General features: G+C 51.1%; 13 protein-coding genes. All 13 read left to right on the top strand.

What is annotated here, in order from left to right; all coding sequences use genetic code 11:
* The first annotated feature begins 6 nt into the window (after nucleotides 1-6).
* Nucleotides 7-675: a phage shock protein PspA gene (gene pspA / locus OGX86_RS08405; RefSeq protein WP_003020532.1), complete on the top strand. Its 669-nt coding sequence runs from the start codon at nucleotides 7-9 to the stop codon at nucleotides 673-675.
* 54 nt (nucleotides 676-729) lie between these two features.
* Complete coding sequence (pspB, locus tag OGX86_RS08400) at nucleotides 730-954, top strand: envelope stress response membrane protein PspB (RefSeq protein ID WP_003020509.1); 225 nt, start codon at nucleotides 730-732, stop codon at nucleotides 952-954.
* Entirely contained in the window at nucleotides 954-1,313 is a 360-nt protein-coding gene (gene pspC / locus OGX86_RS08395) for an envelope stress response membrane protein PspC (RefSeq protein ID WP_040093158.1), read from the top strand. Before pspB ends, pspC begins: the two co-directional genes overlap by 1 nt.
* Before the next feature lie 8 nt (nucleotides 1,314-1,321).
* Nucleotides 1,322-1,552: a phage shock protein PspD gene (pspD, locus tag OGX86_RS08390; protein ID WP_003833267.1), complete on the top strand. Its 231-nt coding sequence runs from the start codon at nucleotides 1,322-1,324 to the stop codon at nucleotides 1,550-1,552.
* A 163-nt stretch (nucleotides 1,553-1,715) separates the two neighbouring features.
* A complete protein-coding gene (locus tag OGX86_RS08385; RefSeq protein WP_103015358.1) occupies nucleotides 1,716-3,422 on the top strand; it encodes a sugar phosphorylase in 1,707 nt (568 codons plus the stop codon).
* Nucleotides 3,423-3,438: 16 nt separating this feature from the next.
* Nucleotides 3,439-4,731, top strand: coding sequence for an ABC transporter substrate-binding protein (locus OGX86_RS08380; protein WP_286639805.1), 1,293 nt, complete (start codon nucleotides 3,439-3,441; stop codon nucleotides 4,729-4,731).
* Nucleotides 4,732-4,751: 20 nt separating this feature from the next.
* Nucleotides 4,752-5,633, top strand: coding sequence for a carbohydrate ABC transporter permease (locus OGX86_RS08375; RefSeq protein ID WP_003840754.1), 882 nt, complete (start codon nucleotides 4,752-4,754; stop codon nucleotides 5,631-5,633).
* Nucleotides 5,620-6,462 carry a carbohydrate ABC transporter permease gene (locus tag OGX86_RS08370; RefSeq protein WP_003020474.1) on the top strand — a complete coding sequence of 281 codons (843 nt, stop codon included), beginning with the start codon at nucleotides 5,620-5,622 and terminating at the stop codon, nucleotides 6,460-6,462. Before OGX86_RS08375 ends, OGX86_RS08370 begins: the two co-directional genes overlap by 14 nt.
* Before the next feature lie 27 nt (nucleotides 6,463-6,489).
* Entirely contained in the window at nucleotides 6,490-7,542 is a 1,053-nt protein-coding gene (gene ycjQ / locus OGX86_RS08365; RefSeq protein WP_048216274.1) for a D-guloside 3-dehydrogenase, read from the top strand.
* 16 nt (nucleotides 7,543-7,558) lie between these two features.
* Nucleotides 7,559-8,347 (top strand): 3-dehydro-D-guloside 4-epimerase, encoded by a 789-nt coding sequence (gene ycjR, locus OGX86_RS08360; protein WP_048216275.1) that lies wholly within the window; start codon nucleotides 7,559-7,561, stop codon nucleotides 8,345-8,347.
* A gap of 10 nt (nucleotides 8,348-8,357) precedes the next feature.
* Complete coding sequence (gene ycjS / locus OGX86_RS08355; protein ID WP_286639802.1) at nucleotides 8,358-9,413, top strand: D-glucoside 3-dehydrogenase; 1,056 nt, start codon at nucleotides 8,358-8,360, stop codon at nucleotides 9,411-9,413.
* The gene (locus OGX86_RS08350; protein ID WP_286639798.1) at nucleotides 9,410-11,686 is read left to right on the top strand and encodes a glycoside hydrolase family 65 protein; all 2,277 of its coding nucleotides are present in this window, start codon (nucleotides 9,410-9,412) and stop codon (nucleotides 11,684-11,686) included. Before ycjS ends, OGX86_RS08350 begins: the two co-directional genes overlap by 4 nt.
* A complete protein-coding gene (pgmB, locus tag OGX86_RS08345) occupies nucleotides 11,683-12,351 on the top strand; it encodes a beta-phosphoglucomutase (RefSeq protein WP_048216277.1) in 669 nt (222 codons plus the stop codon). The genes OGX86_RS08350 and pgmB overlap by 4 nt, the downstream gene beginning before the upstream one ends.
* Nucleotides 12,352-12,356: the final 5 nt, after the last annotated feature.

The following is a 12,356-nucleotide window of genomic DNA, read 5'->3' as shown; positions in this document are numbered from 1 at the left end:
TACATTATGGGTATTTTTTCTCGTTTTGCCGACATCGTGAACGCCAACATTAACGCGTTGCTGGAAAAGGCTGAAGATCCGCAGAAGCTGGTGCGGTTGATGATCCAGGAAATGGAAGACACGCTGGTTGAGGTACGTTCCAACTCAGCGCGTGCGCTGGCAGAAAAGAAACAATTATCTCGCCGTATTGAACAGGCCAGCGCGCAACAGGCAGAGTGGCAGGAAAAAGCTGAACTGGCGCTGCGTAAAGAGAAAGAAGATTTGGCGCGTTCTGCGTTAATTGAAAAGCAGAAACTGACCGATTTAATTGCCTCTCTGGAGCATGAGGTGACACTGGTTGACGATACGCTGGCGCGTATGAAAAAAGAGATCGGTGAGCTGGAAAATAAACTCAGTGAAACCCGTGCTCGTCAGCAGGCGCTGATGCTGCGTCATCAGGCAGCGAGTTCTTCGCGTGATGTTCGTCGTCAACTGGACAGCGGTAAACTTGATGAAGCGATGGCGCGTTTTGAATCTTTCGAGCGTCGAATCGATCAGATGGAAGCCGAGGCTGAAAGCCATAACTTCGGTAAACAGAAATCCCTGGATCAGCAATTTGCTGACCTGAAAGCAGATGATGAAATCAGCGAGCAGCTGGCGCAACTTAAAGCCAAAATGCAGCAAGACAAGCAATAATAACATCTGGCGGCGCCCGAACGCGCCGCCGCTCATCACCTGTAAGGAGTACTCATGAGCGCGCTATTTCTGGCCATCCCGTTAACCATCTTTGTGTTGTTCGTTTTACCGATTTGGCTCTGGCTGCATTACAGCAACCGTTCCAGTCGTGGTGAACTGTCGCAAAGTGAACAGCAACGTCTGGTCGAACTCAACGATGACGCACAGCGGATGCGCGAGCGCATTCAGGCGCTGGAAGACATTCTTGATGCTGAACATCCAAACTGGAGGGACCGCTAATGGGAGGCGTTAATCTGAATAAAAAACTGTGGCGTATACCGCAGCAGGGCATGGTGAAAGGGGTTTGCGCGGGTATTGCGCATTATCTCGATGTGCCTGTGAAACTGGTGCGGATCCTGGTGGTACTGTCCATCTTTTTTGGTCTGGCCTTTTTCACCTTTGTCGCCTACATCGTGCTGACGTTTGTGTTGGATCCGATGCCGGACAACGTGGTTTCCGGCGAGCAGCAGCCATCAAGCGGTGAGCTGTTGGATGCCGTCGATCGCGAGCTGGCGGCAAGTGAAAAGCGTTTACGTGAAATGGAACGTTATGTGACGTCCGATACTTTTTCCTTACGTAGTCGCTTCCGTCAATTGTGAGGACAGAAATGAACAATCGCTGGCAACGTGCCGGGCAAAGGGTTAAGCCGGGCTTTAAAATAGCAGGTAAGCTGGTGCTTCTGACCGCGCTGCGCTACGGCCCGGCGGGTGTAGCAGGGTGGGCGGTGAAGTCCGTCGCCCGACGCCCGCTAAAAATGCTGCTGGCGTTGGTTCTGGAACCGGTGTTGAGTCGGGCTGCGGCAAAATTGTCGAAACGTTATTCAGGTAATCAACCCTGATATTTGAATCAGCAAAAGCAAGCAACAATTAATCAACATTCCCTCAGTTAATTTGCGGCAGCTCACAAATACGATTTTTGGCTGCCAAAATTCTTTTTTTACCCCCCTCAAGACCACCTTAGCTGATTGACAGCTTATTTCCCGCAGAGTAGTCTCTTGATTCATGGGACCGCTACCACGAGAATCGAAGGTGAACCAAAAAATCCAAAAATGCCTGACAGAAGTTTATGGTCATACATTTACTTCATGCCACTATGAAGCGCTGTTTGCACGTTTAGAGAAATCACAGGGATTAATTAAAAAAATCCGTAAAGCGCATTGGGACGAGGGCGATGTGGTGCTTATTACCTACGCCGATCAATTCCACGGGGCTGGTAAAAAACCGCTACCGACGTTTAATCAGTTTTATAATGAATGGCTTAAGTCGACATTTTCTCATGTGCATCTGCTGCCATTTTATCCGTGGTCATCGGATGATGGTTTTTCCGTGATTAATTACCATCAGGTTGCCAAAGAAACCGGTGACTGGAATGATATTAAGGAATTAGGTGAATCCAGTCGACTGATGTTTGATTTTGTTTGTAACCATATGTCAGCTAAAAGCGAGTGGTTTAATAATTATTTGCAACAGCTTGACGGTTATGAAAATTTCTTTATTGCAATGGATCCTGATACGGACCTGAGCAACGTCACACGTCCACGCGCATTACCGTTACTGACACCTTTTACGCTAAAAGATAACACCGTGCGTCACTTATGGACGACGTTCAGCGATGACCAGATCGATCTCAACTATGCCAACCCGGTGGTATTACTGGCGATGGTTGATGTGCTGCTAAGTTATCTTGAGCAGGGCGCAGATTATGTTCGCCTGGATGCGGTTGGCTTTATGTGGAAAGAGCCTGGAACGAGCTGTATTCATCTGGAAAAAACGCATCAGCTTATCAAACTATTACGCGCTATTGCTGACTGCGCGGCGCCTGGTACGGCGATTATTACCGAAACCAACGTCCCGCATAAGGATAACGTGTCCTACTACGGTAATGGCCATGATGAAGCGCATATGGTGTACCAGTTTTCGCTGCCGCCGCTGGTGCTGCATGCGGTACAACGCCAGGATACGTCGACATTGTGCCAGTGGGCGCAATCACTGCAGCTGCCGTCTGGTGAGACGACCTGGTTTAATTTTCTCGCATCGCATGACGGCATTGGTCTCAACCCATTACGCGGTTTGTTGCCTGAAGACGAGATCATGCGGCTGGTGACGGAACTACAACAGGAAGGCGCGCTGGTTAACTGGAAAAATAACCCTGATGGCAGTCGCAGTCCGTATGAAATTAACGTGACATATATGGATGCGCTAACGCCTGGTAATTGTAGCGATGCCGAACGGTTTTCTCGCTTTATTCTCGCACATGCCATTTTGCTGAGTTTTCCAGGAGTGCCGGCGGTTTACATTCAAAGCATCCTTGGGTCACGCAATGATTATAAAGGTGTTGAGACGTTCGGTTATAACCGTGCGATTAACCGCAAAAAATATCAGGTAAGACAAATAGAAACGGAGCTGAAAGATGAAACCAGTTTGCGTCACGCTATTTATCATGAGTTATCCCGACTAATTGTAATACGTCGCAATAATAAAGCATTTCATCCTGATAGTGATTTTCAAATTAGCAGTATTACACCGGCCGTAATGCAAATTAAACGTATGGCGGAAACAGGTGAGCAAGTTATCGGATTATTTAATGTCAGCGGTCATACTCAAACCATTCGTATTGACATTGAAAATGGAGTTGATTTGATTAGCGGTAAAACTATTTCAGGTAAGGAATTAACGTTGTACGCCTGGCAGGTCATGTGGGTTAAGTAATAAAAAGGAACATTTCATGCTTAAAGCTAAAATTGTGCTGATTTCAGCACTGGTTTCCTGCGCTCTGGTTTCCGGGTGTAAGGATGATAAAAAGTCCTCTGTCGCGATTGAATTTATGCACTCTTCTGTTGAGCAGGAGCGGCAAGCGGTTATCGCAAAACTGATTGAGCGTTTTGAAAAAGAAAACCCGGGCATCAGCGTCAAACAGGTCCCTGTGGAAGAAGATGCTTACAACACCAAGGTCATCACCCTGGCGCGCAGTGGTTCTCTGCCTGAAATCATTGAAACCAGCCATGACTACGCGAAAGTTATGGACAAAGAGTCCCTCATCGACCGTAAAGCGGTAGCGCAGGTCATCAACGGCGTAGGTGAGGGTACTTTTTATGATGGCATCCTGCGTATTGTACGCACTGAAGACGGTAGTGCATGGACCGGGGTTCCGGTCAGCGCCTGGATTGGCGGGATCTGGTACCGCAAAGATGTGCTGGCAAAAGCGGGACTGGAAGAGCCAAAAGACTGGCAGCAATTGCTGAACGTGGCGCAGAAGCTCAACAATCCTGGCAGTAAGAAATACGGCATTGCGCTACCTACGGCAGAAAGCGTTCTGACCGAACAGTCATTCTCCCAGTTCGCGCTCTCTAACCAGGCCAACGTTTTTGATGCGCAGGGAAAGATTACGCTCGACACACCTGAAATGGCGCAGGCGTTGCAGTATTACCGCCAACTTGCCATGAACACCATGCCTGGCTCGAACGACATCATGGAAGTCAAAGATGCTTTCATGAACGGCACGGCGCCAATGGCGATTTATTCCACCTATATCCTCCCGGCGGTGATCAAAGAGGGCGATCCTAAAAATGTTGGCTTTATGGTGCCGACGGAAAAAGATTCCGCTGTTTACGGCATGCTGACGTCGCTAACCATTACCGCAGGTCAAAAAACCGAAGAAACAGAAGCGGCACAGAAATTTGTCACCTTTATGGAGCAGGCAGACAACATTGCGGACTGGGTCATGATGTCGCCAGGGGCGGCGCTGCCGGTCAACAAAGCGGTGGTGAATACTTCGACGTGGAAAGATAACGCCGTCATTAAAGCGCTGGGTGAGTTACCCAATCAACTGATTGCCGAACTGCCAAATATTCAGGTCTTTGGCGCCGTCGGTGATAAGAACTTTACCCGCATGGGTGACGTTACGGGTTCCGGCGTCATAAGCACCATGGTGCACAACGTCACGGTAGGAAAAGCTGACCTTTCAACGACGATGAAGGCCAGCCAGACCAAACTGGATGACCTTGTTGAACAGCGCTAATGGGGAAATGGAAAGCCGTGATGAATAAGTTCTTTTCAGGTCGATCGGACATGCCATTTGCCATGTTGCTGCTGGCGCCTAGCTTACTCTTGTTGGGGGGGTTAGTTGCATGGCCGATGATATCTAACATCGAAATCAGCTTTATGCGTCTGCCGCTTAATCCGCAAATTGAGTCTACGTTTGTCGGGCTGAGCAACTATATCCGTATCTTATCCGATCCCGGATTCTGGCATTCGCTGTGGATGACGGTCTGGTATACCGCGCTGGTTGTAGCAGGGAGCACGGTACTGGGGCTGGGAGTGGCGATGTTTTTTAACCGTGAGTTTCGTCTGCGGAAAACGGCGCGCTCACTGGTCATCCTCTCTTACGTAACGCCATCAATTTCGCTGGTGTTTGCCTGGAAATACATGTTCAACAATGGCTACGGCATTGTGAACTACCTCGGCGTGGATCTGTTGCATCTCTACGATCAGGCGCCGTTGTGGTTCGACAATCCCGGTAGCAGCTTCGCGCTGGTCGTGTTGTTCGCCATCTGGCGCTACTTCCCGTATGCCTTTATCTCGTTTCTGGCGATTTTACAGACCATTGATAAATCGTTGTATGAGGCGGCAGAAATGGACGGCGCAAACGCCTGGCAACGGTTTCGTATCGTCACGCTGCCAGCGATCATGCCGGTGCTGGCGACCGTAGTCACGCTGCGTACGATCTGGATGTTCTATATGTTCGCCGATGTTTATCTGCTGACCACTAAAGTCGATATTCTCGGGGTCTATCTCTATAAAACAGCGTTTGCATTTAATGACTTAGGCAAAGCGGCCGCAATTTCCGTCGTCCTCTTCGTCATTATTTTCGCTGTTATCCTGCTGACCAGAAAACGGGTGAACCTCAATGGCAACAAATAAACGCACGCTTGGCCGCATCGGCTTTTACTGTGGATTAATTGTCTTCCTGGGCATCACGTTATTTCCGTTTTTTGTGATGCTGATGACCTCATTCAAAAGCGCAAAAGAGGCGATCTCGCTGCATCCCACGCTGTTACCTCAGCAATGGACGCTGGAACATTACATCGACATTTTTAACCCGATGATCTTCCCGTTTGTTGACTACTTCCGTAATAGCCTGGTGGTATCGGTCACGTCATCGGTGGTGGCGGTGTTTCTCGGCGTGCTCGGGGCGTATGCGCTTTCCCGTCTGCGTTTTAAGGGACGGATGACCATCAATGCCAGTTTTTACACGGTGTACATGTTTTCGGGGATTTTGCTGGTGGTGCCGCTTTTCAAAATCATTACGGCCCTCGGCATTTATGACACCGAAATGGCGTTGATTATCACCATGGTGACACAAACGCTGCCGACAGCCGTGTTTATGCTGAAAAGCTACTTCGACACCATTCCGGATGAGATAGAAGAGGCCGCGATGATGGATGGTTTAAATCGTCTGCAAATTATCTTTCGCATCACCGTGCCGTTGGCCATGTCCGGTCTGGTTTCAGTCTTTGTGTACTGCTTTATGGTTGCGTGGAATGACTATCTGTTCGCCTCGATTTTCCTCTCCAGCGCCAGCAATTTTACCTTACCGGTCGGTCTGAACGCGCTGTTCAGTACGCCTGACTATATCTGGGGACGCATGATGGCCGCGTCGTTAGTCACCGCATTGCCGGTTGTCATTATGTATGCGCTTTCCGAACGTTTTATTAAAAGTGGTTTGACCGCAGGCGGCGTGAAAGGCTAAGCGGCCAGTTTAATTAAGGAGTTGTAAATGAAGAAGTTAGTTGCCACCGAACCGCGTGTTGCAGCGCTGGTGGAATATGAAGACAGAGCGGTATCCGCCAATGAAGTGAAAGTCCGCGTACGTTTTGGCGCACCGAAACATGGCACGGAAGTGGTCGATTTTCGCGCTGCCAGCCCGTTTATTGACGAAGATTTTAACGGTGAATGGCAAATGTTCATGCCACGTCCGGAAGGGGCACCGCGCGGGATCGAATTCGGTAAGTTCCAGCTTGGCAACATGGTAGTGGGCGATGTCATTGAATGTGGTAGCGATGTGACCGAATACGCCGTTGGCGATTCAGTTTGCGGCTACGGTCCTCTGGCAGAGACGGTTATTTTTAATGCGGTGAACAACTACAAACTGCGCAAAATGCCTGAAGGCAGTTCGTGGAAAAATGCCGTGTGCTATGACCCAGCACAGTTCGCCATGAGCGGTGTGCGCGATGCCAATGTGCGCGTCGGCGACTTTGTTGTCATCGTCGGGTTAGGGGCAATTGGCCAAATCGCCGTACAACTGGCTAAGAAAGCGGGTGCGTCAGTGGTTATTGGCGTGGATCCGATTGCCCATCGTTGTGATATCGCGCGTCGCCATGGGGCTGATTTCTGTCTGGATCCGATTGGCACCGACGTGGGCATGGAAATTAAAAAGCTGACCGGCAAACAGGGCGCGGATGTGATTATCGAAACCAGCGGCTATGCGGATGCGCTGCAATCGGCGCTACGCGGTCTGGCTTATGGCGGAACCATCTCCTATGTCGCCTTCGCAAAACCTTTTGCTGAAGGGTTTAACCTGGGCCGTGAAGCGCACTTCAACAACGCCAAAATAGTCTTCTCCCGGGCCTGCAGTGAACCAAATCCAGATTATCCGCGCTGGAGCCGCAAGCGCATTGAGGAGACCTGCTGGGAACTGTTGATGAACGGTTATCTGAACTGTGAAGAGCTTATCGATCCGGTAGTCACCTTCGCCAGCAGCCCGGAAAGCTATATGCAGTATGTCGATCGCCATCCAGAACAGAGCATCAAAATGGGCGTGACGTTTTAATTAAGGAATACAGAAAATGAAAATCGGAACACAGAATCAGGCTTTTTTCCCGGAAAATATTCTCGAGAAATTCCGTTACATCAAAGAGATGGGTTTTGATGGTTTTGAAATTGACGGCAAACTGCTGGTCAACAATCTTGAGGAAGTGAAAGCGGCGATCAAAGAAACGGGTCTGCCTGTTACCACCGCCTGCGGGGGGTATGACGGTTGGATCGGTGATTTTATCGAAGAACGACGTTTGAATGGTTTACAGCAGATTACCCGCATTCTCGAAGCGCTGTCCGAAGTAGGCGGGCAAGGCATTATTGTCCCTGCCGCCTGGGGTATGTTTACCTTCCGCCTACCGCCGATGACCTCTCCGCGTAGTCTGGAAGGCGATCGCAAAGCCGTCAGTGATTCATTGATTTATCTCGATAAAGTTGCCGAGCGTACGGGGACGGTGGTGTATCTCGAGCCGCTCAACCGCTATCAGGATCATATGATCAACACCCTGGCGGATGCTCGCCGCTATATCGTGGAAAACAACCTGAAGCATGTGCAAATCATTGGTGATTTTTACCATATGAATATCGAAGAAGATGATATGGCACAGGCGCTGCATGACAATCGCGATCTGTTGGGACACGTGCATATTGCGGATAACCATCGTTATCAGCCGGGGAGCGGTACGCTGGATTTCTCTGCGCTTTTTGACCAACTGCGTGAAGATAATTATCAGGGCTATGTAGTGTATGAAGGGCGCGTACGGGCGGAGAACCTGCCGGAAGCATACCGTCAGTCGCTGGCCTGGCTGCGTACCTGCTAAGAGGATTTCCGTGAAAAGTGCACTGACAAGCGCTCCGCTACGTGTCGCCATTATCGGCGCCGGGCAGGTAGCGGATAAAGTTCATGCTTCGTACTACTGCACCCGCAACGATCTGGAACTGGTGGCTTTCTGTGACAGCCGCCTGTCACAGGCGCAGGTGCTGGCAGAGAAATACGGTAATCCGCAGGTTTGGGACGATCCTCAGACGATGTTACGCGAGGCTAAGCCAGATATCGTCAGCATCTGTTCGCCCAATCGTTTTCATTACGAACACACCATGTTGGCGCTGAACGCCGGCTGTCATGTGATGTGCGAGAAGCCTCCGGCAATGACGCCAGACGAGGCGCTGGAGATGTGTCAAACGGCGCGGCGTATGGGGAAGGTACTGGCTTATGATTTTCATCATCGTTTCGCACTGGATACACAACTGCTTCGCGAACAGGTAATGAGCGGCGTGTTGGGTGAAATCTATGTCACTAATGTCCGCGCCTTGCGCCGCTGCGGCGTACCCGGCTGGGGTGTTTTTACCAACAAGGAACTGCAGGGCGGCGGGCCGCTGATTGATATCGGTATCCATATGCTTGATGCCGCGATGTATGTGTTGGGCTTCCCGGCGGTAAAGCGCGTTAACGCGCATAGCTATCAACGTATTGGTACGCGTAAGAACAGCGGCCAGTTTGGGGAATGGGATCCCGCGACGTACACCGTTGAGGATTCTCTGTTCGGCACGATCGAATTTCATAACGGCGGGATCCTGCGCCTTGAGACCTCTTTCGCGCTGAATATTCCTGAACAATCGATTATGAACGTCAATTTCTGTGGCGATCTTGCCGGGGCGACCTTATTTCCGGCGCAGGTCTATACCGATCGTGACGGGACGCTGGATGTGCTGTTCCAGCGCGAAATAGCCGATGACAATCGTCATTTTCGCAGCATGGAGGCCTTCGTGAATCACGTTCAGGGCGAGCCTGTCGCTATTGCAGACGCAGAGCAGGGCGTCGTTATTCAACAACTGGTTGCCGCACTGTATGAATCGGCTGAAACAGGAACATATGTAGACTTATGACGAAGCCAGTAATGCTAACCGAACCGGCTTTTTGCCCACACAGCCTCAACAAATATGCGTCGCTGATGACGCTTGGCAACGGCTATATGGGGATTCGCGCCAGCCACGAAGAAGCCTACACCTTACAAACTCGCGGCATGTATCTGGCGGGACTGTATCACCGGGCGGGGAAAGGTGAAATTAATGAACTGGTTAATCTGCCTGATGTGGTGGGCGTGGAGATCGCGCTTAATGGCGAGATTTTCTCACTAACCAGCGGCGTGATTGAGCGCTGGTATCGTGAACTGGATTTTGCCAGCGGAGAATTACGCCGTACCCTGGTCTGGCGAGCGCCCGGCGGCGCACGTTTCGCTATTGAGAGTCGGCGGTTTGTCTCGGCGCAAAAACTGCCGCTGTTTGCTATGGAAGTTGCCGTTACCCCGCTGGATGGTGATGCGAGCATTGGCATCTCAACCGGGATTGATGCCACGATCACCAATCATGGACGTCAGCATCTGGATGAAACGCAGGTCCGGGTATTTGGTCAGCATCTGCTGCAAGGCATTTACACCACCCAGGACAATCGCAACGATATCGCGATCACGACGTTTTGCGACGTAGACGGTACGGCGCAGCGCTGCTTCACCGCGAAAGAACGTCGGTTGTTACAACACAATAGCGTGCAGGCGAAAACTGGACAACGCGTTACGCTGACGAAAATTAGCTGGATCGACTGGGCGAGCGAGCGCAGCCTGTCGCTGGAAACCTGGGGACGCCAGTCGCTGCGTAATCTGGAAGCGTGCGCCCAGCAGGGATATGACGCGCTGCTGGCGGAATCGACCGCTAACTGGCATGCCTGGTGGCAAAGCCATCGTGTTCAGGTCACCAGTAATGATATGAGCGATCAGCGAGCGCTGGATTATGCGCTCTATCATTTGCGTGTAATGACGCCAGATCACGATGAGCGCAGCAGTATTGCGGCCAAAGGTCTGACGGGCGAAGGGTATAAAGGCCACATCTTCTGGGATACTGAGGTCTTTTTGTTACCGTTTCACCTATTTACCGAACCGAAAACCGCGAGAAGTCTATTGCGTTACCGTTGGCATAATTTGTCGGGCGCGCGTGAGAAAGCCCGCCGCAACGGTTGGCAGGGGGCGCTGTTTCCCTGGGAGAGCGCGCGCAGCGGTGAGGAGGAGACGCCTGAATTCGCGGCGATCAACATCCGTACCGGACTGCGGCAGAAAGTGGCCTCCGCCCAGGCTGAGCATCATCTCGTGGCGGATATTGCCTGGGCGGTGATCAATTACTGGCATGCCTCCGGGGATATGAACTTTATGTCTCGTGAAGGTATAACGCTGCTTCTGGAAACAGCGAAGTTCTGGATAAGCAGGGCTGTCATGGTCAACGATCGTTTAGAGATCCACGATGTGATTGGTCCGGATGAATACACTGAGCATGTGAACAACAATGCGTTCACCAACTACATGGCCTGGTACAACGTAGAGCAGGCGCTCGGTTTTGCGCGTCGCCTGGGCTGTAACGATGAGATCTTTATTCATCGTGCTGAGCATTTTTTACGCCATCTCTGGCGTCCGGAAGCGTTGTCCGATGGTGTGTTACCTCAGGATGACACCTTCCTGAGCAAACCGGTTATCGATCTGTCCAGTTACAAAGCAAAAGCGGGCAAGCAGACGATTTTGCTCGATTACTCCCGTGCAGAAGTCAACGAGATGCAAATTCTCAAACAGGCCGATGTCGTGATGCTGACTTACATGCTGCCGGAGCAATTTAGCCCGCAAACATGTCTGGCTAACCTGCGTTATTACGAGCCACGCACGATTCACGACTCCTCTTTGAGTAAGGCGATTCATGGGATTGTAGCTGCGCGTTGCGGTGATTCGGCTCAGGGGTATCGGTTCTGGCGCGAAGGTTCGCTTATCGATCTCGGAGACGATCCACATAGCTGTGATGACGGTATTCACGCAGCGGCGACGGGGGCCATCTGGCTGGGCGCAATCCAGGGATTTGCCGGAGTGAATATTCGCCATGGGGAGTTACATCTTGCCCCTGCATTACCGGAACATTGGCAAACACTGTCTTTCCCAATGCGCTGGCAGGGTTCCACTATGCAGATAACTATCAACGCTGCCGAAATCCGTATTCGCAGTGCTGAGCAAATTATCCTTTGGATTAATGGCAAAAAAGTCTCCGTGCAGGGGGAGGCCGTAATCTGCTATGACGCCATTATTTCGCCCACCCATGGGACCGCTACCACTAGAAGGGGCGATGAATGATCTTCAAACCACAGGCCATCATTTTTGATTTAGATGGCGTGATTACCGACACTGCTCATCTGCATTTTCTCGCCTGGCGGCAGGTAGCCGGTGAAATAGGAATTGCGATTGACGAAACATTTAATGACAGCCTGAAAGGGATTAGTCGCGGCGAATCGCTACAGCGTATTTTGCAATATGGCGGGAAAGCGGGGGAATTTACACCTGAAGTTTGCGCACAATTGGCCGAGAGAAAAAACAGGCTGTATGTCCATTCTTTGCGCCAGTTGACGGTGAACTCGGTACTGCCGGGAATACGTGAGCTGCTGATGACGCTGCGGGAAGAGCGGATTCCAGTGGGGCTGGCCTCCGTGTCGCTCAATGCGCCCACTATTTTACAGGCGCTTGATCTTAGCGCTTGTTTTGACTTTTGTGCGGATGCGGCGCTGATTACCCATTCAAAACCGGATCCGGAGATTTTTCTGGCGGCCTGTGCGGGGCTTGGCGTTGACCCGCAACAGTGCATTGGCATAGAAGATGCACAAGCAGGAATTGATGCAATCAACGCCTGCGGCATGCTTTCTGTCGGCATCGGTACGGGGCTGAACGGGGCAAGCCTGCAACTTCCTTCAACCGAATTTCTGACGTGGCCGTGCTTATCGGCTCTCTGGCAACACGACAAGTAAAGGAT

This window comes from Citrobacter sp. Cpo040 (genome assembly GCF_030332915.1).
GTDB classification, from domain to species: Bacteria; Pseudomonadota; Gammaproteobacteria; order Enterobacterales; family Enterobacteriaceae; genus Citrobacter; species Citrobacter portucalensis.
This window is presented reverse-complemented; position numbering and strand designations above follow the sequence as displayed.